16 protein-coding genes are annotated in these 19,853 nt (G+C 71.2%); 6 read left to right on the top strand and 10 right to left on the bottom strand.

The features are described from left to right. Entirely contained in the window at nt 1–1,077 is a 1,077-nt protein-coding gene (locus tag OG538_RS27590; RefSeq protein WP_406098025.1) for a tyrosine-protein phosphatase, read from the top strand. A gap of 12 nt (nt 1,078–1,089) precedes the next feature. On the opposite strand, the gene OG538_RS27585 is transcribed toward OG538_RS27590, so the two are convergent. After that, nucleotides 1,090–2,208: an ADP-ribosylglycohydrolase family protein gene (locus OG538_RS27585; RefSeq protein ID WP_406098023.1), complete on the bottom strand. Its 1,119-nt coding sequence runs from the start codon at nt 2,206–2,208 to the stop codon at nt 1,090–1,092. Nucleotides 2,209–2,286: 78 nt separating this feature from the next. Here OG538_RS27585 and OG538_RS27580 point away from each other — a divergent pair, with 78 nt between their 5' ends. Further along, entirely contained in the window at nt 2,287–2,565 is a 279-nt protein-coding gene (locus OG538_RS27580) for a DUF6343 family protein (protein ID WP_406098021.1), read from the top strand. A gap of 14 nt (nt 2,566–2,579) precedes the next feature. Here OG538_RS27580 and OG538_RS27575 read toward each other — a convergent pair whose 3' ends face one another. The 4 genes from OG538_RS27575 to OG538_RS27560 form a co-directional block, all read right to left on the bottom strand. Beyond that, complete coding sequence (locus OG538_RS27575) at nt 2,580–2,948, bottom strand: tetratricopeptide repeat protein (protein ID WP_406098020.1); 369 nt, start codon at nt 2,946–2,948, stop codon at nt 2,580–2,582. A 66-nt stretch (nt 2,949–3,014) separates the two neighbouring features. Beyond that, entirely contained in the window at nt 3,015–3,617 is a 603-nt protein-coding gene (gene coaE, locus OG538_RS27570) for a dephospho-CoA kinase (RefSeq protein ID WP_406098018.1), read from the bottom strand. 54 nt (nt 3,618–3,671) lie between these two features. Then, nucleotides 3,672–4,610, bottom strand: a complete 939-nt coding sequence (locus OG538_RS27565) for a PAC2 family protein (protein ID WP_406098016.1) — start codon at nt 4,608–4,610, stop codon at nt 3,672–3,674. Nucleotides 4,611–4,692: 82 nt separating this feature from the next. Further along, on the bottom strand, nt 4,693–6,216 hold the full coding sequence (locus tag OG538_RS27560; RefSeq protein ID WP_406100334.1) for a flavin monoamine oxidase family protein: 1,524 nt from the start codon (nt 6,214–6,216) through the stop codon (nt 4,693–4,695). Between the two features lie 336 nt (nt 6,217–6,552). Here OG538_RS27560 and OG538_RS27555 point away from each other — a divergent pair, with 336 nt between their 5' ends. Continuing rightward, nucleotides 6,553–7,515, top strand: coding sequence for a right-handed parallel beta-helix repeat-containing protein (locus OG538_RS27555; RefSeq protein ID WP_406098014.1), 963 nt, complete (start codon nt 6,553–6,555; stop codon nt 7,513–7,515). Between the two features lie 100 nt (nt 7,516–7,615). Here the strand turns inward: OG538_RS27555 and rpsA are convergent, their stop codons facing one another. Further along, nucleotides 7,616–9,127 carry a 30S ribosomal protein S1 gene (gene rpsA, locus OG538_RS27550; RefSeq protein WP_406098012.1) on the bottom strand — a complete coding sequence of 504 codons (1,512 nt, stop codon included), beginning with the start codon at nt 9,125–9,127 and terminating at the stop codon, nt 7,616–7,618. Nucleotides 9,128–9,526: 399 nt separating this feature from the next. Between rpsA and OG538_RS27545 the strand changes: the two genes are divergently transcribed. Continuing rightward, nucleotides 9,527–10,339 carry a class I SAM-dependent methyltransferase gene (locus tag OG538_RS27545; protein ID WP_406098010.1) on the top strand — a complete coding sequence of 271 codons (813 nt, stop codon included), beginning with the start codon at nt 9,527–9,529 and terminating at the stop codon, nt 10,337–10,339. Between the two features lie 48 nt (nt 10,340–10,387). Beyond that, complete coding sequence (gene hrpB, locus OG538_RS27540) at nt 10,388–12,889, top strand: ATP-dependent helicase HrpB (protein WP_406098008.1); 2,502 nt, start codon at nt 10,388–10,390, stop codon at nt 12,887–12,889. On the opposite strand, the gene OG538_RS27535 is transcribed toward hrpB, so the two are convergent. The 3 genes from OG538_RS27535 to OG538_RS27525 all read right to left on the bottom strand — a co-directional run bounded on the left by OG538_RS27535 (nt 12,876) and on the right by OG538_RS27525 (nt 15,940). Then, complete coding sequence (locus OG538_RS27535) at nt 12,876–13,883, bottom strand: DUF3068 domain-containing protein (RefSeq protein WP_406098006.1); 1,008 nt, start codon at nt 13,881–13,883, stop codon at nt 12,876–12,878. The two genes, hrpB and OG538_RS27535, sit on opposite strands and share 14 nt — an antisense overlap. Nucleotides 13,884–13,950: 67 nt before the next feature. Further along, entirely contained in the window at nt 13,951–14,088 is a 138-nt protein-coding gene (locus OG538_RS27530) for an SPW_0924 family protein (protein ID WP_406098004.1), read from the bottom strand. A gap of 151 nt (nt 14,089–14,239) precedes the next feature. Further along, on the bottom strand, nt 14,240–15,940 hold the full coding sequence (locus OG538_RS27525; RefSeq protein ID WP_406098002.1) for a lytic transglycosylase domain-containing protein: 1,701 nt from the start codon (nt 15,938–15,940) through the stop codon (nt 14,240–14,242). A gap of 186 nt (nt 15,941–16,126) precedes the next feature. Between OG538_RS27525 and OG538_RS27520 the strand changes: the two genes are divergently transcribed. Then, nucleotides 16,127–16,996: a DUF4184 family protein gene (locus tag OG538_RS27520; protein ID WP_406098000.1), complete on the top strand. Its 870-nt coding sequence runs from the start codon at nt 16,127–16,129 to the stop codon at nt 16,994–16,996. Nucleotides 16,997–17,134: 138 nt separating this feature from the next. On the opposite strand, the gene polA is transcribed toward OG538_RS27520, so the two are convergent. Next, the gene (polA, locus tag OG538_RS27515; protein WP_406097999.1) at nt 17,135–19,846 is read right to left on the bottom strand and encodes a DNA polymerase I; all 2,712 of its coding nucleotides are present in this window, start codon (nt 19,844–19,846) and stop codon (nt 17,135–17,137) included. Nucleotides 19,847–19,853 lie beyond the last annotated feature (7 nt).

Genomic DNA, 19,853 nt, shown 5'->3' with positions numbered 1-19,853 from the left:
ATGCGTACACACCGCATCGCCGGAGCCGCCGTAGCGGCCGCCCTCCTCGCCGGTACGGCCCTGGCCCCGTCCGCCCTCGCCGCACCGCCCGCCGCCGTGGCCACCGCGCAGTCCGCCGTCCCGTTCACCTCAGCCGGGGCCGTCCGCGCGGCCGACGGCGGTCACACCCTCTCCTGGACCTCGCCCTCCACCACCGTGACCGTCACCGCCGTCACCTCCCCCGACGCCACCACCGGCATCGCCCTCGGCACGGCCCCCGGCAGCGGCTCGCTGGCCGTCCCCGCCGGGACTCTCCCGGACGCCGGGCGCTGGTATTTCCGCCTGGTCCCGGACGGCGGCAGTCCTCTGGTCGTCGCCGACCGCTCCCTGTCTCTGGCCTCCGCGCGCAACTTCCGCGACATCGGCGGCTACCGCACCACGGACGGGCGATGGGTACGCTCCGGCCTGGTCTACCGGTCCAACAAGCTGAGCGGCCTCACCGACGCCGAGCAGCAGCGGCTGGTCTCCCAGCGCCTCACCCTCGACGTGGACCTGCGCAACGTCCAGGAGCGCCACGACGCCCCGGACCGGCTGCCCGCCGGCGTCGCGTACCAGGTCGCCGACGTCGTCTCGCTCAGCCACGGCATCCTTTTCCACGACTCGGCCCTGATGACACTGACCCAGGCGATCGCGGCCGGCCTCTTCTCCGGCTCGTCCGACCTGGGCCAGTCCATCGGCTACCCGTTCATGGTCAACTTCGTCGGCGCCGACTACGCGTTCCACGACCTGGTCACCGCCGTCGCCACGAACACCTCGGGTGCCACGGTCTTCCACTGCAGCGCCGGCAAGGACCGCACGGGCTGGGGCACCGCCGTCCTGCTCACCTTGCTCGGCGTCCCGCGGGCCACGGTCGAGGCCGACTTCCTCGCCAGCAACCAGTACACCGGTGATCCGGAGGCCGTCGAACTCGGCTGGCTGCGCGCGGCCTTCGCCGAGGTCGACCACATCTACGGCGACTTCGACACGTACGTGCGCGAAGGGCTGAAGCTCGACGCGGCGACCGTGGAGACGCTGCGCACCAGGCTGCTGACCGGCTGACCGGCCGCCCGGTCAGCAGCGCGGGTAGCGGCCCTTTGGCCACGCGACCGGGTGCTCGAACTCCAGGGACAGGTCGTCGGCCACCTCGGTGATCACCGCGCGGCCCTCGGTGAGTACCAGCCAGGAGGGCGGGAGGTGCATGTCGCCGTGACGGGCCCCGAGCAGATTGCCGCAGACCGCTCCGGTGGAGTCGCTGTCGCCCGAGTGGTTGACCGAGAGCAGCAGCGACTCGCCGACCTGGCCGGCTTCCGGCAGGACCAGGGCGCAGTACACGGCGATGGCCAGGGCCTCCTCGGCCACCCACCCGGCGCCGAGCGACTCGACCTTCCCGGCGCTCGGCGCGCCTTGCGCGGCCAGCTCGACGGCGCCGCGCAGGGCGGCGGTTGTCTCCGCGTGCCCGGGGTGGCGAGCCAGCAGGTCCATGGCCCGCAGGACGGATCCCGGCAGGGAGTCGCCCTCCAGCAGATGGGCGACGATCGCCGCGAGCGCACCGGCGGCGTAGGCGCCGGTGGGGTGACCGTGGGTGATCTGCGCGCACCGGGCGGCCAGTGCGAAGCAGTCGGCCGCGGACGGGCCGGTAAGACCGAAGGGCGCGGAGCGCATGACCGTTCCGCAGCCCTTGGAGCCGGTATTGACGGGGCCCGGCTCGCCGACCGCACCCCTCGGATCGGGGGTGTATCCGGCAGCCAAGCCCGTCAGGCAGGCATTTCCCGGGGCCCGGCGTGCGTACAGCCAGGGCTGCTGCCTGAGCCATCCGGTCCGGATCAGGTCGTCCCCGCCACGGGCCGGGGGCGCGGGGTGGTTCTGGGTGTCCAGCCAGCGCAGATAGGCGTGCTTGATGATCGCCGTCTCGGCCCCGCCGTTGCCCTCGGCCGCTGCCCGGGAGCTCGCCCGGATCAGACCCTCGGCCGTGAAGAGGGTCATCTGGGTGTCGTCCGTGACGCGGCCGACGACCCCGTCCTCGTCGGGGGTCAGCCCCCGCACACCCTGTTCCCCGTGCGCCCGGCGGATCCCGGCGAGCGACAGGAACTCCACCGGGTTTCCCAGTGCGTCCCCGATCGCCCCGCCCAGCAGACACCCGCGGACCCGGGCCCTGCGGACTGCGGTGTCCCCCCATGCTGTGCCGTTCACGGGCCGCCCCCACTCCTCTCCGTCCGGTCACCGCACGAGCGCCGTCGAGGGTCCATGCTGGTAGGTGAGGCGATCGCCATGCGTACCGGTAATGAACCGACGACTGCCCGCAGTCCTCTGCGGATGCGGCTCTGGCTGAGTCTATGGGGCCTGGCCTGGGCCGTCTTCGGCCTGACGGCATTCACGCTCACCGGCAGAGCCGGGTGGGCGGCGGCCTGCGGGGTGCTCCTCGTGCTGGTGCTGATCGACCTGGTCGTGGTCGTCCACCGCCTGCATCAGGGTCCGCACTACCAGCCGGGCCGCACCGTCCCACCGTACGAACCCGATCACGGGGGACACCGGCGGTACGGGCACTGAGCGCGGAACCCGCCTCATCCCTCCGCTTCGAAGCGGGCCGCCCTCAGGTACTCCGGGTTCGGGTCGAGCGCCGCCGCCAGCCTGAAGTGGCGCGTGGCCCGCTCCGGATGGCCGGAGCGCTCGAAGGTACGGGCGAGGGCGAAGTGCGCGAACGCGTTGTCCGGCTCCCGCTCCAGAACCAGCTCGAACTCAAGCTCGGCCGGACGCAGTTGAGCCGCGGCGAAGAAGGCGCGGGCGCGCAGCAGCCGGGCCGCGGTGTTCTCCGGGTGGGAGGCGATCACCGAGTCGAGCAGCTGGACCGCGCCCCGGGGGTCGCGGGCCGCCAGCAGCTGCTCGGCCGCGCGGAAGTCGATGACGTCTGTTTCGGGGTTCCTCTCGGGCACAGTCGCATCCTTCCCTTGTCCACCGTCAGGTGAACGTCCGCCCGGCTGCCGGTGTTCCGGCCCGGGTCAGCCGGCCGCGGCCCGCCGGGTCAGCTCCGCCCAGACCGAGCGGACCTGCGGTTCCAGGGCCGCGAGCGGCCCGTCGTTGTCGATGATCAGATCGGCCACCGCGCGCCGCTGCTCCCGGGTGGCCTGAGCGGCCATCCTGGCGCGCGCCTCCTCTTCCCTCATCCCGCGCAGGCGTACGAGGCGGTCCAGCTGGGTCTCCGGCGCGGCGTCGATGACGATGACCAGGTCGTAGAGCGGGGCGAGGCCGTTCTCGGTGAGGAGGGGCACGTCGTGGATGACCACGGAGTCGGGGCCCGCGGCGCGTTCCAGCTCGGCGGAGCGGGCGCCGACCAGCGGGTGGACGATCGTGTTGAGGACGGCGAGGCGTTCGCTGTCGCCGAAGACGATCGAGCCGAGCTTCGGCCGGTCCAGAGTCCCCTCGGGAGTGAGGATGCCGGTGCCGAACTCCTCGACGACGGCTGCGAGCCCGGGGGTGCCGGGTTCGACGACCTCTCGGGCGATCCTGTCGGCGTCGATGAGGACGGCTCCGTAGCCGGCGAGCATCCGGGAGACTTCGCTCTTGCCGGCGCCGATACCACCGGTCAGGCCCACTTTCAGCATGGGCGGCAGCCTAGTGCCCCGTCTCCGCCATTGCCGGGGTGGGCCCGGCCGGGGTCAGCCGTCGCCTTCGCGCTCGGCCAGGAAGCGCTCGAATTCGAGGCCGATCTCGTCGGCGGAGGGCAGGTCCACCGGCTCGGCGACCAGATTGCCGCGGGTCTCGGAACCCGCGACCGCGTCGTACTGATGCTCAAGGCCCTCGACGAGCGAGACGAGCTCCTCGTCTCCCTGGTCGATCTGGCGGTCGATCTCCGTCTGGGTGCGGTGCGCCTCGGTGCGCAGGGAGTGGGCGACGGCGGGCAGGACGAGCCCGGTCGCGGCCGTGATCGACTCCAGCGCGGTGAGCGCGGCGTCGGGGTAGGCGGAGCGGGCGACATAGTGCGGCACGTGTGCGGCGACACCGAGGACGTCGTGGCCCGCCTCCATCAGCCGGTACTCGACGAGGGCCGCGGCCGAGCCGGGCACCTGCGCCTCGTCGAAGGGGCTGCGGTGGCCGGGCATGAGGTCGGTGCGGTTGCCGTGCGGGGTGACGCCGACCGGGCGGGTGTGCGGAACGCCCATCGGAATGCCGTGGAAGGTGACGGCGAGACGGACGCCGAGCCGCTCGACGATCTGCTCGACCGCGGCGGCGAAGCGCTCCCACTCCACGTCGGGCTCCGGGCCGGACAGCAGGAGGAAGGGGGCGCCGGTCGCGTCCTGGACCACCCGGAGGTCGAGCGTCGGGGTCTCGTAGGCCGCCCAGCGGTCACGCTTGAACGTCAGCAGGGGCCGCCGTGCGCGGTAGTCGACGAGGCGGTCGTGGTCGAAGCGGGCCACGACCTGATGGGGCAGCGATTCGAGCAGTCCGTCGACGATCTGCTCACCGGTCTCACCCGCGTCGATGTATCCCTCGAAGTGGTAGAGCATGACCAGGCCGGCCGACTCCTGGGCGAGCGCCATGTCGACGACAGCCAGGCCCTTCGGCTCCCATTCGTACAAACTCTGCGGATCAAGCACGGTTACCGCTCCTCCTTGTGTTCCTGAAGAAGAACGCCCCGGAGGGCACGGGCATTCCCACCCGTGCCCTTTCACACGGTGTTTACCCAAGTACCCGCGAGTGCAGTGCCGTGACCGCCTTCCGGGCGGAAGTGAAGGCTCCGTGCTGCCAGGCGTCCGCGTAGCTCAGGTAGTCACCGGCGAAGTACACCCGCCCCGCCGCCTGGTTGAGCGGTGCGAAGACCGGGGCGTCGGGGCCGCCGGCCAGGGAGTGCCACGAGGCCTCCAGGTACGGGGTCTGACGCCAGTGGTGGGAGAAGGACGTGGCGAGTTCCGTACGGTACTTCTCCCCGTGGATCTTCACGCCCTGCGCGACGGCCCGCGCCTCCCGCTCGCGCGGGCTCAGGGCCGCGTACGAGTCGGCGTTGGAGCCGGTGTTGTAGTACCCGATGAGGGTGCCGCGCCGGCCCTGGTGGCCGTACGACGGGTACCAGATGTGGGACAGGTCCATGTCCGTCTCCGTGATGCCGCCGTAGATCTGGTGGTCGCTCTCCCACCAGCGGCTCCGGTACTCCAGCCCGATCTTGCCGGCCGACGACGGCTTGCAGGACTCCAGGGCGGTCTGGACGGCCGGGCCCAGGTTGTGGGTGGTCCTGGCGAGGATGTTGGGGGGCAGGGCCGCTACGCAGTAGTCCGCCTCGATCCGGCGGGTGTGCCCGGACTGCGTATAGGTGACGGTGACACCGTGGGCGGTGTCGGTGATCTCCGTGACGGCCGCGCCGGTGCGGATCCTGCGCTCCCCTATGGCCCGGGTGAGCGCGGCGGGTATCCGGTCCATGCCCCCGACCGGCTGGAACATCAGCATCGCCTGGTCGTACTCGAATTCGAAGGCGAAGTAGCGTCCCACACCGCTGGCGAAGACCTCGGACGCGGTGGGAACGGAACCGAGTTCCTCTCCCGGGGTGCCGGCGGCAGCGGGGTCGACGCGGTAGCCGCGCCGGGGGCTGCCGGTGTAGTCGAGGCTGTCGCCGATGTCGCCGAAGTCCTTGAGGAAGTCGAGCAAGCGCTCCTGGTCGTCGGCGGTGATCTGCCGGTCGAGCGCGCCCTTGTCGGTTGCCTTGGAGAGCAGTTCGGCCACGTAGCCGTACACATCGGCCTTGGCGGTGCGGTAGCGCACCGGCGCCTTCATGCCCGAGCGCTCGTTGAAGAGGTAGGCGTTGGCGTTCACGTTGGTGAACACCTCGATGGGAACGCCGAGTTCACGGCAGTAGTCCAGGGTGACCATCCACTGCGGGATCCGGCCCGGCCCGGCATTCATGTACTGCCCGTCGGAGAACCGCGCGGTCTGCGTGACGCCGTGGATGTCGGTGGTGGAATCCCCGCCGCGTACGGTGAAGTTGCGGCCGCCCGTACGGCCGCGGGCCTCCAGGACCGTGCAGTCGTAGCCCGCCTTGCCGAGTTCGTAGGCGGTGGCGAGACCCGCGATGCCGCCGCCCACGACGACCACCTTGGCGGCGGCCTTCCCCTTCAGGTTGAAGTCGCCCTTGCTGGGAGCGCGGAAGGCGGGTTCGCGGCCTTCCGCCCGGGCGGTGGGGGCGAGGCCGAGCGCCCCCATGGTGGCGAACATGGCGCCCGCCCCGCCGGACAGCCCGACGTTGCGGAGAAAGGTGCGGCGGCTCGCGCCCGGCGTCGCGGACGACTGCTGCGAAGTGTGTGTCATGTCCCGGCTCGCTTTCGGATCTTGAGGTTGCCGGGATCCTGGCAAGGGGGTGTTTCGGGCCGTCAGGTACTCGTGTATCCCGCACGTTTCTCTGTGTTCACCCCGTTCACCGCAGTCGCGATCAATGGTCCAGACCTTGACATGCCGCCACGCCATCCCTACCGTCACTGGGCAGCAAGTTCAGACACTCGCCCCCCATTCATATACGAGAACGTCCTGAACCCTTCACGGGAAGGCACCCCCATGCGCACCCGCACGCTGCTCCCCGCCCTGCTGGCCACCGCTCTCACCACCGGCACGCTCGCCCTCGCCTGCGCCGGTACGGCAGGGGCCGCGACGGTCATCGAGGTGAGCACCGCCGCCCAGCTCAAGTCGGCACTCACCGCGGCCGCCCCCGGCGACACGATCCACCTCGCGGACGGCACGTACACCGGCAACTTCAAGGCACTCGTGCCCGGCACGGTCTCCGCACGCATCACCCTGACCGGCTCGGCGGGGGCGGTGCTCACGGCCGGCGGCGGCTACGGGCTGCACCTCAACGGCGCCTCGTACTGGACGGTGCAGGGCATCACCGTCATGGGCGGCCAGAAAGGCATCATGACCGACGCCGCCATCGGCGTGGTCATCGACTCGGTGACCGTGCACGACCTGGACATGGAGGGCGTCCACTTCCGCAAGTCCAGCAGCGACGGCGTCATCCGCAACTCACGGATCTACGACACGGGGCACGACGGCCGCGGCATGGGCGAGGGCGTCTACGTGGGCACGGCCGGTGATCTCTCCGACCGGAGCGACCGGGTGCAGATCCTGGACAACACCATCGGGCCGGGCGTCGGCGGCGAGAACGTCGACATCAAGGAGGGCACCACCGGGGCGCGCGTCATCGGGAACACCTTCGACGGCAGTGGACTGACGGGCGCCAACTACGACGACTCCTGGGTCGACGTGAAGGGCAACGGCGTCCTGGTCGAGGGCAACCACGGCTCCCGGACGACCAACAACGGCTACGAGACCCATACCCAGCAGACCGGATGGGGCTGCGGGACCGTCTTCAAGGACAACGCCTCGGACCTGTCCGGCTCGACGGGCGACAAGCAACTGGCCGTCAACGTCACGAACTACAGCGCGAGCTGCCCCACGACCGTCCGCGCGAGCAACACCGTGACGGGCGGCAAGGGGCTGACCAACATCACCGTCACTCCGTAACAGCCCGACGCGGAGAACGAGTGAGGCCCGCCCCCCGAAGGGAGCGGGCCTCACCGTCATCTACTCAGCTCAGCCGATGACCGGCCGGAAGGTCGGAGCGTCAGCTCTGGCCGCCCGCCAGCTTCTCGCGCAGGGCAGCCAGGGCCTCGTCCGACGCCAGGGCGCCGGAGTTGTCCGCGGACTCCGAGGAGTACGAGCCGCCACCGCTGCCGCCCGAGGCAGCCGGAGCGCTGCCGGCCGGGGCAGCAGCGCCCTCGGCAGCAGCGGCCTCGTCGGCCTCGCGGGACTTGATGACCTGGGCCTGGTGCTGCTCGAAGCGCGTCTGCGCCTCGGCGTACTGGGTCTCCCAGACCTCGCGCTGAGCCTCGAAGCCCTCGAGCCAGTCGTTGGTCTCGGGGTCGAAGCCCTCGGGGTAGATGTAGTTGCCCTGGTCGTCGTACGACGCGGCCATGCCGTACAGCGTCGGGTCGAACTCGACCGAGGCCGGGTCGCCACCGAAGGACTCGTTGGCCTGCTTCAGCGAGAGGCTGATGCGACGACGCTCGAGGTCGATGTCGATGACCTTGACGAAGATCTCGTCGTTGACCTGGACGACCTGCTCCGGGATCTCCACGTGGCGCTCGGCCAGCTCGGAGATGTGGACCAGGCCCTCGATGCCCTCGTCGACGCGCACGAACGCACCGAACGGAACGAGCTTGGTGACCTTACCGGGAACAACCTGCCCGATCTGGTGCGTACGGGCGAACTGCTGCCACGGGTCTTCCTGCGTCGCCTTGAGCGACAGGGACACGCGCTCGCGGTCCATGTCCACGTCGAGAACCTCGACGGTGACTTCCTGGCCGACCTCGACAACCTCGGAGGGGTGGTCGATGTGCTTCCAGGACAGCTCGGAGACGTGCACGAGACCGTCGACGCCACCCAGGTCCACGAAGGCACCGAAGTTGACGATCGAGGAGACGACGCCGGAGCGGACCTGACCCTTCTGGAGGGTCGTGAGGAACGTCTGGCGGACCTCGGACTGGGTCTGCTCGAGCCAGGCACGGCGGGACAGGACCACGTTGTTGCGGTTCTTGTCCAGCTCGATGATCTTGGCCTCGAGCTCCTTGCCCACGTAAGGCTGGAGGTCGCGGACGCGGCGCATCTCGACGAGCGACGCCGGCAGGAAGCCACGGAGGCCGATGTCGAGGATGAGACCACCCTTGACGACCTCGATGACGGTACCGGTGACGATGCCGTCTTCTTCCTTGATCTTCTCGATGGTGCCCCAGGCACGCTCGTACTGAGCGCGCTTCTTCGAGAGGATCAGGCGGCCTTCCTTGTCCTCCTTCTGGAGGACCAGGGCCTCGATCTCGTCGCCGACCTTGACGACCTCGTTCGGGTCGACGTCGTGCTTGATCGAGAGCTCGCGGCTCGGGATGACGCCTTCGGTCTTGTAACCGATGTCGAGGAGAACCTCGTCCCGGTCAACCTTGACGATGACACCGTCAACGATGTCGCCGTCGTTGAAGTACTTGATCGTCTCGTCGATCGCCGCGAGGAACGCGTCCGCGTCGCCGATGTCGTTGACCGCAACCTGCGGAGTGGTGGCGGTGGTCTCGGTGCTGCTCGTCATGTGGGAAAGGGCTCCGGTACGGACAGTGAGTCGAAGTTACTGCTACGCCGTGAGCCCGTATCGCCTCTGCAGAAGCCGGACAGCCTGGGAAGCGCCGATCCCGTGAACCGGGAGGCGCCTCTCGTGAACCGAGGGGACATACATACAGATGCGAGCGCGGCCTGCTAGGTCTGAGGCGCGCAGGCTCGCAGCGCAACTTGTAGCATACGGGGGCAGCAGGGCACGGTCAATGCGCGAAGGCGCACACCAGGGGCGGAACGGCCCATACCCGGCACAACTCGGGTTCACCGAGGCCACATCGGCCCCGGAGATGTTCCGGACACGCGGGTTCCGCACTCACAGTCCCCCTGGTACGTACCGCGTACGACGGGGTGAAGGCAAACTACAACGACGGACACGATGAGCCAAGAGATCTACGCGGTCGAACCCGAGGCGACACGCCGCACCGCCGGCGAGGCCGAGAGCAGCCGGGCCAGCCGCGGCTGGTGGGACCGCAACGCGGACGAGTACCAGAACGACCACGGCGGCTTCCTCGGTGACGACCGCTTCGTCTGGGGCCCGGAGGGGCTCGACGAAGCCGAGGCGGGCCTGCTCGGCCCCGCCGAGGCGTTGAAGGGCCTCGACATCCTGGAGATCGGCGCGGGCGCCGCACAGTGTTCGCGCTGGCTCGCCGTGCAGGGTGCCCGGCCGGTCGCCCTGGACCTCTCCCACCGCCAGCTCCAGCACGCGTTGCGGATCGGCGGGGGCATCCCCCTGGTCGAGGCGGACGCCGGGGTGCTGCCCTTTCGCGACGGCTCCTTCGATCTGGCCTGCTCCGCGTACGGCGCGGTGCCCTTCGTCGCCGACCCGGTCCAGGTGTTCCGCGAGGTCCACCGGGTGCTGCGGCCCGGCGGCCGCTGGGTCTTCTCCGTCACGCACCCGGTCCGCTGGGCCTTCCCGGACGAGCCGGGGCCCGAGGGCCTGTCCGTCGCCGCCTCGTACTTCGACCGGACCCCCTACGTCGAGCAGGACGAGCGGGGCGACGCGGTGTACGTGGAGCACCACCGCACGCTCGGCGACCGGGTCCGGGACGTGGTGGCGGGCGGCTTCCGCCTCGTCGACCTGGTCGAGCCGGAGTGGCCGGCGTGGAACAACCAGGAGTGGGGCGGCTGGTCGCCGCTTCGGGGCAACCTGATCCCGGGGACCGCGATCTTCGTCTGCGTACGGGACTGATCACCGTCCGGTGACCACCTGGCGCGCCCTCCGTACGAGACTGGGGGCGTGATCCGTACCGACGCCCTGGACCAGCTGCCCGTCCGCTCCGCCGTGCCCGCGCTGCGGCAGGCGCTCGACGACCGCGGGGTCGCGGTGCTGTGCGCACCACCCGGCACGGGCAAGACGACTCTCGTTCCCCTGGTCCTGGCCGGACTGACCGGCTACGGACCGGTGCGCAGGGTCGTGGTCGCCGAACCGCGGCGGATCGCCGCGCGGGCGGCGGCCCGGCGCATGGCGTGGCTGCTGGGCGAGCGGGCGGGCGAACGGGTCGGGTTCACCGTGCGCGGGGAGCGGGTGATGGGGCCGGACACCGTGGTGGAGGTCGTCACCACCGGCGTGCTGCTCCAGCGGCTCCAGCGCGACCAGGAACTCGCGGGCGTCGACGCGGTGATCATCGACGAGTGCCATGAGCGGCATCTGGACGCCGACACGGTGGCCGCGTTCCTGCTGGACGTACGGGAGGCGATCCGCCCCGACCTGCGCCTGCTCGCCGCATCGGCGACCACGGACGCGCAGGGCTGGGCCCGGCTGCTCGGCGACGCACCGGTCATCGAGGCACAGGGGGTGTCGTACCCGGTGGAGGTGGTGTGGGCCCCGCCCGCCCGGCCGGTACGTCCGCCGCACGGGATGCGGGTCGATCCGGCGCTGCTGACCCACGTCGCCGCCGTGGTGCGGCGGGCACTGGCCGAGCGGGACGGCGACGTGCTGTGCTTCCTGCCCGGCGTCGGCGAGATCGCCCGGGTGGCGGGGCAGCTGTCCGGCGTGGCCGCGGAGGTGCTCCAGGTGCACGGGCGGGCTCCGGCCGCGGTGCAGGACGCGGTGCTGGCGGGTTCGCCCGAGGGGCGGCGGGTGGTGCTGGCGACGTCGGTGGCGGAGTCGTCCCTGACCGTCCCGGGGGTGCGGACCGTCGTCGACTCGGGGCTCGCCCGGGAACCGCGCACCGACCATGCCCGGGGACTGAGCGCCCTGACGACGGTGCGGGCCTCGCAGGCGGCGGGTCGCCAGCGGGCGGGCCGGGCCGGCCGTGAGGCTCCCGGGACCGTCTACCGCTGCTGGGAACAGGCCGAGGACGGGCGGCTCGCCCGGTTCCCCTCCCCCGAGATCAAGGTGGCCGATCTGGCGGCCTTCGCCCTCCAGGCGGCCTGCTGGGGCGATCCGGACGCCGCGGGACTGGCGTTGCTGGATCCGCCGCCGGCCGGGGCGATGGCCGCGGCCCGCGAGGTGCTGACGGCGGTCGGAGCGGTGGAGGCCGACGGGCGGGTGAGCGACCGCGGTGTACGGATGTCCCGGCTGGGGCTGCATCCACGGCTGGCCAGAGCACTGCTGGACGGGGCGGCCGAGGTCGGCGGGCGCCGGGCCGCGGAGGTGGTGGCCCTGCTCAGCGAGGAACCACCGAGGGACTACGGGGACGATCTGGCCGCCGCGTTGCGCACCGCGCGGCAGGGCAAGGACGGCTACGCGGCCCGCTGGCGCCAGGAGGTGCGGCGGCTGTCCTCCGCCGCCCCGAGTACCGCGGCCGGGAGTGGCGGCACGGACGACGCAGCCGTCGGCCTGGTCGCCGCCCTGGCCTTCCCCGAACGGGTGGCGCGGGCCCGGGGCGAGGGGGCGTTCCTGATGGCGTCCGGCACGGGCGCCGAGCTGCGGGACGGTTCGCGGCTGCGCAGTGCGCCGTGGCTGGCGGTCGCGGTCGCGGACCGTCCGGCACACGCGGCGTCGGCGCAGGTCCGGCTCGCCGCGGTCATCGACGAGGACACGGCCCGCGTCGCGGCCGGGCATCTGCGGTTCGCGGGCGAGGAGGTCCGCTGGGACGGCCGGGACGTGGTGGCCCGCCGGGTGGAGCGCCTGGGCGCCATCGAGCTGGCGGCGCACCCCCTGAAGCGGCCGGACCCCACGCTGGTCCGTGAGGCCCTGGTGGAGGGTCTGCGGCGGGAGGGCCTGGGCCTGCTGCGCTGGAGCCGCGACACCGGGCAACTGCGGGAACGGCTGGCCTTTCTCCACCGGGAACTCGGCACACCGTGGCCGGACGTGTCGGACGGGGCACTGCTGGACCGTACCGAGCAGTGGCTGGAGCCCGAGCTGTCGCGGGCCCGGCGCCGCGCGGACCTGGCCGGGATCGACGCAGGTCAGGCGCTGCGCAGGCTGCTGCCGTGGGCGACGGGTGAGGCCGCCCGGCTCGACGAGCTGGCCCCGGAGCGGATCGAGGTGCCGAGCGGTTCACGGATCAGGGTGGAGTACGGCGGGGCCCAGCCCGTGCTGGCGGTGAAGCTCCAGGAACTGTTCGGTCTCCTGGAGACGCCGCGGGTGGCCGGTGTACCGGTTCTGGTGCACCTGCTCTCCCCCGCGGGGCGTCCCGCGGCCGTGACAGCGGATCTGGCGTCGTTCTGGCGGGAGGGCTACAGGGCGGTGCGCGCGGAGCTGCGCGGCCGCTATCCGAGGCACCCGTGGCCCGAGGACCCGACGACGGTGGAGGCGACCCGGTTCACGAAGGCGCGGCTCAGGCGGGAGTAGGCGCCGGGTCCGGAAGCCGGTCGGGCGAGGGCGGCGACTGCGCCTCGCCCGGCCGCCGGGAACGGGCCTCCAGCCACAGCGACAGCGTCAGCAGCACACCGCCCAGGACGAGGAAGCCCCACGGCAGGTACGAGGTCAGCAGCAGGACCAGCATCCGCTGGGACTTGACCAGGCCGACGATCGAGACGATGTAGTCCTCGCGCATCTTCACGTGCCCGGCGAACACGGTGACGGTGTCCTGGGGCATGCCCATCGCCTTCGCGTTCCGCATCTCCTCCTTGTGGATCTCCTCGCCGTTGACCGGCGCCCCGGTGACGGGGTCGACCCAGAACATCCGCTTGGTGGTGTACCAGCGGGTCATGCCGGTCCTGGCGATCTGCTGCGGGGTGATGCCCTTGATCGGCATGGTCTTCGGCATGGGGACCTTGGTCCACGGGATGGTCTGCTCGAAGTAGTAGACCTCCATGCCCCGGAAGTTCCGGGTGCCCCCGTAATGGATGGGCGAGCTGGTGCGGGTCTGGGCGTCGAAGTACTCGTAGTCACGCTTCTCGGTGAGGAAGGGCCACTTGAACTCGATGCCCTCGCGGTTCACCGGGTCGCCGTCGACCATTTCCCCGGTGGCGTGGACCGGGTCCTGACTGTGCGCGTCGAAGATGTAGCGCTCGGGGATCTTGGAGACCATCTTGCCGTCGGGGCCCTGCACATAGGAGAGGGCGTCCCACACGACGACGTCGCGGCCGGCGCTGCGCTCGATCTTCTCGGACTCCTCGACGTTGCCCTTGAGGGTCTGCACGATGGTGATCCTGTCGACCTTCCTGGCCGTGAGGGTGCTGTAGTCGAGCAGGGTCGCGGGCTTCGCCTCCAGCACCGTCTCCTGGTACTGGTTCGGCGGGATCTTCGCGAGCCGCGGGAACGCGTACCAGCGCAACAGCGGTGACAGCGCGGCGAAGAAGACGGCGAAGGCCAGGAGTACGAGGCTGGCTCGGCGGCGCATGGGGTGTCCTCCCTCTGCATTCCGTCCGGGTTCCGTGGTGCGGACGGTGACTTCTCGGTGCGGACGGCTACTTCTTGGGGCCCGGGACGGTGGTCAGCAGGGGTTTGGGCGAAGTCCCGCCCGGTGGCGCGCCGATCGCGCTGACGGTGAGCACGAGGGCGAGGGCGACGGCCAGTCCGATGGCAGCGGCGGCTAGGGCACGCATGGTCGGCCTCCCGGGAGCAGTCAACTGATGGGTCGTCAGGGCTGGGGCACCGTAGCAACCGGGGGGCGAGATGAGAACACGTACAACAGCCCCTTGGCCGGGTCCGGCCAAGGGGCTGTCGGGGGCCGGTACCGGCCCTGGGGTGCGTGGGTCAGGCGGCAGGGGCCTCGACCGTGAGCTCGATGACGACGGTGGCGCCGCCCTCGGTGGTCAGGCGCAGCTTGTACGTGCCCGCGGCGCCGTCGGCGTAGATCTTCGGCAGGGTGAGCGTGCCGTCGGCCTCCGTGGTGAACACGAGCGTGCGGACCGGGTCGCCTTCGTCGTCCGTGAAGTACGGGCCCTTGTCGCTCTCGACCGGCTCGTCACCGTCGGTGATCATGGTGGCGGTGACGGCGACGCGGGCAGCTGCGGCGCCCTTGTACGTGGCCTTGGCCGTCACGTCGGCGAACGTCTGGCCGGCCACGGCGGTCAGCTCGGCGGTGCCCGTCCTGGCGATGGCGTCGGCCTGCCGGGCGGTGACGGTCGCCGGGTACGTGACAGGGGGCAGCGACGTGCCGGTGGCCGTCGCGCGCACACTGAACCCGCCCGTCTTCTCACCGGCCCTCAACACCGGTGCGGTGGCCGTGCCGTCGGCCCCGGTGACGACGGTGACGGTGCTCTTCGCTCCGTCGAACACGGCGTCCGTGTCACCGACGACGGTGAACGTCACGGACACCTTGGCGAGCGGAGTACCGAGGTTGCTCTTGGCGAGGACCTTGACCGGCTCGGCGAAGGCGTCGCCCGCCGTGGCGGTCAGCCTGCCGGTACCCGCGTTCTGCACGCCGGCCAGAACCGGGGACGGGGTGGGGTCGGGCGTCGGGGGCGGCGTCGTCGGTGTGCCCGGATCCGTGGGCCCGGGGCTGGGCTTCACCGGAGGCTTCGGGGTCGGAGTCGGGGTCGGCGTCGGCGTGGGCGTCGGCCGGGGTGTCGGCGACGTCGACGGGGTGGTGGTGCCCGGAGTGCGGGGGCCGGCGTCGTGGTGCGTTCCCGTACTCGTATCGACCGGCAGGACGCCGGTGCCGTCCGGCACCTCGTGGGTGCCGCGGTTGTAGTACTCGAACCAGGTGCGGACGGTACGCAGGTACTCGTCCGAGTGGTTGTAGCTCAGGACCGCCCGGTCCAGGTCGGCGGTCAGCGACAGGTTGCGGGAGCCGGCGCAGAGGTAGTGCCCGGCCGCGAGCGCCGCGTCGTAGATGTTGTTGGGGTCCTTGCGGCCGTCGGCGTTGCCGTCCTGACCCCAGGTCGCCCAGGTCGACGGAATGAACTGCATCGGGCCGACCGCCCGGTCGTGCTCCCGGTCCCCGTCATAGGCACCGTTGTCGGTGTCCTTGATCAGGGCGAAGCCCTGGCCGTTGAGGGCCGGGCCCAGAATCGGGGAGAACGTGGTGCCCTGCGCGTCGACGCGCCCGCCGCGGGCCTGACCCGACTCGACCTTGCCGATCGCGGCCAGGAGCTGCCACGGCAGCCGGCAGGCCGCGTCCGTGCTCGCGATGGCCTGCTGGGCTTTCGTGTACGCCGCCAGGATCGACGCCGGAATGCCCGATTCCGCGCTGCCCGTCACCGGCAGATTGACCGAAGTGCCCGGCTTGTTGGGCGTGTTCAGTGGTGGCAGGTCCGTGAAGTAGGGCGAGTCGCCGGAGGCGCCGCTGTCACCCGGGGGCGTCGTCGAACCCGCGGCGGGTCGGCCGGTGCCGGACGCCACCAGGGGCGACCCGCCGGGGCCCTGCGAAGCCGTGAGTGCCGCCACAGCCGCGGCGGCCACGGCAGTCGTGGTCGCACCTCTGCGCAGCCGGCGTCCGAATTGCGCTGCCATAACGTGTGGGCCCTCCCCCTCGTCGACCGTCCGCGCTCCCCTGCGCCTGGACTCAGGCGACCCTACGGCAACTTGTGCCGTCCCAACACAGCCGCCGGACCGCTTCTTACCGGTTTCTCACCTTCCGGTCTGCACGTTGTCCGGTCCGTGAAAAGTCCGTGACGGCGCCTCCCGCATACTTCCTCCATGCCGTTCACGCTCAGCCACGCCGCAGCCGTCCTCCCCGGGGTCCGCCGCGACGGAACAGGCCGCGGACCGCTCCTCGCCTCGGCTCTCGTCGCCGGCTCGTTCGCCCCCGACATGACGTACTACGCGGACACCGCGATCCCCGGCGCCATGGAGTTCGGGCAGGTCACCCACGCGTGGTGGGGAGTGTTCACCGTCGATGTCCTGATCACCGCGGCGACCGTGGCGGTGTGGCTGCTGCTGCGCGAACCCCTCGTGGCGCTGCTGCCCACGCCCTGGCAGGGGCGCGTGCACGCGTGGGTCCGCGGACCTGGGCGCGCACCGGAACAGGGGCCGCGGGGCCTGCGGGACGGTGCGTGGTTCGTGCTGTCGGCCGTCATCGGGGCCGCTACGCATGTCGTCTGGGACGCCTTCACCCACCACGACCGGTGGGGAGTCCGGCTGGTACCGGTGCTCGGGCGGGACACGGCCGGGTATCCGGTGTTCCAGCTGGTGCAGTACGGCAGTTCGGCCCTGGCGCTGGCGGTGCTCGGGTGGTTCACCGTGTCGGGGCTGCGCCGTGCCGGAGCCCGGCCGGCGCCGGCGTCCGTACCGGCCCTGGACCGCCGGGCGCGGTGGTGGGCCGGGGCAGCCATCGGACTGTGCGTACTGCTGGGCATCGTGCACCGCTGTGCGCGCTGGTACGCCTACTTCGGACACATCGACACACCGCTCGACATCATCCCGACCGCCTGCTTCGGCGCCGGCGCCGGGCTCGCGGTCGGGCTCGTGCTGTACGGGACGTGGATGCGGCTGCGGGGCCGGGACACCGGCACACCGGGGTTCCCCGCCGCCGGTCCGGCCCGGGACACGACCCGGACCGGCGACTGAGGGCACAGCGCCCCGGTGGGCGCGGCGGCTTCCGGCTTCCTGCTTCCGGCTTCCGGCTTCCGGCTTCCGGCTTCCGGCTTCCGGCTTCCGGCTTCCGGCTTCCGGCTTCCGGCTTCCGGCTTCCGGCGGGAACCCGCGTCAGTGCGCTGCGGATTCCCAGTCCCGGCCCACCCCGACCGACACGTCCAGCGGCGCCCGCAGCTGCACCGCCGTCGCCATCTCGTGGCGCAGGATCTTCTCCACCTGCTCCCGCTCGCCCGCGGCGATCTCCAGCACGATTTCGTCATGCACCTGGAGCAGCATCCGTGACGTCAGCTTCGCCTCGGTCAGCGCCCGGTCGACGTGCAGCATGGCGACCTTGACGATGTCCGCGGCCGTGCCCTGGATCGGTGCGTTGAGCGCCATCCGCTCGGCCGTCTCGCGGCGCTGGCGGTTGTCGCTGTTGAGGTCGGGGAGGTAGCGGCGGCGGCCGTAGATCGTCTCCGTGTAACCGGTGGACCTGGCCTCCTCCACCACCCGGTGGAGATAGTCACGCACCCCGCCGAACCGCTCGAAGTAGGTGTCCATCAAGCCCCGGGCCTCGCCCGCCTCGATGTTCAGCTGCTGGGACAGACCGAACGCGGACAGCCCGTACGCCAGCCCGTAGCTCATGGCCTTGATCTTGCGCCGCATCTCCGGGTCGACCGCGGACTTGTCGACGCCGAAGACCTGCGAGGCGACCGTGGTGTGCAGGTCCTCACCGGATGTGAACGCCTCGATCAGGCCCGCGTCCTCGGAGAGGTGGGCCATCACGCGCAGCTCGATCTGGCTGTAGTCCGCGGTCATCAGCGTCTCGAAGCCCTCGCCGACGACGAAGCCCCGGCGGATCGCCCGGCCCTCGTCCGTACGGACGGGGATGTTCTGCAGATTGGGATCGGTGGAGGACAGCCGGCCGGTCGCCGCCACGGTCTGGTTGAACGTGGTGTGGATACGGCCGTCCGCCGCGATCGTCTTGACCAGGCCCTCGACCGTGACCCGCAGCTTCGCCTGCTCGCGGTGGCGCAGCATGATGACCGGCAGCTCGTGCTCGGTCTGCGCGGCCAGCCACGCCAGCGCGTCCGCGTCCGTGGTGAACCCGGTCTTCGTCTTCTTCGTCTTCGGCAGGCCCAGCTCGCCGAACAGGACCTCCTGGAGCTGCTTGGGCGAACCGAGGTTGAACTCACGGCCCACCGCTGCGTGCGCCTCCTTCACCGCCTGCTGCACGGCGCCCGCGAACTGCTGCTCCATGCCCTCCAGATGGGCCCGGTCCGCCGCGATGCCGTGCCGCTCCAGCCGGGCCAGCAGGATCGACGTCGGCAGCTCCATGTCGTGCAGCAGCTCGGCCGCGCCGACCTCCTTCAGCCGCGTCGTGAACGCGTCACCGAGATCGAGGACCGCACGGGCCTGCGCCATCAGGGCGTCGGCCTCCGCCTGGTCGTCCGCACCGAACGCCAGCTGCCCGTCGGACGACGCGGCCGGAGCCAGCTCACGGCCCAGGTACTCCACGGCGAGGGCGTCCAGCGCGAAGGAGCGCCGGCCCGGCTTGACCAGGTAGGCGGCGAGCGCCGTGTCCATCGAGACGCCTTCGGTCCGCCAGCCGTGCTCCGGGAAGACCCGCATCACGCTCTTCGCGTTGTGCATGACCTTCGGCCGGTCCGCGTCCGCGATCCACGCCGCGAACGCCTGCTCGTCCGCCGCGTCGAGCAGCGCCGGGTCGAACCAGGCCGCCGCCCCGCCGGCCGCGGCGAGCGCGATCTCCGTGACCGTGCCGCTGCCGAGCGCCCACGTGTCGACCGTGGCGACGCCGAGCGGCTGCGCGCCGTGCTCGGCCAGCCACGGGGCGAGCTCGCCCGCGCCCAGCACCGAACCGTCCAGCGCGATGCCCGCGGCGGGCGCAGGTGCCTCGTCCTCGGCCTTGCCCGGGTCCACCGCGAGCAGCCGCTCACGCAGGCTCGGGTTACGGATCTCCAGCACATCGAGCACCCCGGTGACCGCCGTGCGGTCGTACGGAGCGCGCTCCAGGTCGGACGGGGTCTTGGGCAGCTCCACGTCGCGGACCATCTCGGTCAGCCGCCGGTTCAGCCGCACCGCGTCCAAGTGGTCGCGGAAATTCTGCCCGGCCTTCCCCTTGACCTCCTCGGCCCGCGCCACCAGCTCGTCGAACGAACCGAACTGGTTGATCCACTTCGCGGCCGTCTTCTCGCCCACTCCCGGAATGCCCGGAAGATTGTCCGACGGGTCACCGCGCAGCGCCGCGAAGTCCGGGTACTGCTGCGGAGTGAGCCCGTACTTCTCCTCGACCTTCGCGGGGGTGAAGCGCGTCAGCTCCGAAACGCCCTTGGTCGGGTAGAGCACCGTCACATTGTCCGTGATCAGCTGGAACGAGTCCCGGTCACCGGTGACGATCAGCACCTCGAACCCGGCCGCCTCCGCCTGGGTCGCCAGCGTCGCGATGACGTCGTCCGCCTCGAAGCCGTCGACCGCGAAACGGTCGGCGTGCATCGCGTCCAGCAGCTCACCGATCAGCTCGACCTGGCCCCTGAACTCGTCCGGCGTCTTCGAACGGTTCGCCTTGTACTCGGGGAACTCCTGCGAGCGCCACGTCTTGCGCGACACGTCGAACGCCACCGCGAAATGCGTCGGCGCCTCGTCACGCAACGTGTTCGCGAGCATCGACGCGAAGCCGTACACCGCGTTCGTCGGCTGTCCCGCCCCCGTCGTGAAATTCTCCGCAGGCAGCGCAAAGAACGCCCGGTACGCCAGGGAGTGCCCGTCCATCAGGAGCAGGCGCGGTCGGTTGTCTGCCGTCTTCTTCGATGCCGTCTCAGCCACACCCCGA

Source organism: Streptomyces sp. NBC_01013 (assembly GCF_045162765.1).
GTDB lineage: Bacteria > Actinomycetota > Actinomycetes > Streptomycetales > Streptomycetaceae > Streptomyces.
Note: the sequence above shows the minus strand (reverse complement) of the source record. Positions and strands in the feature narration are given on the sequence as shown.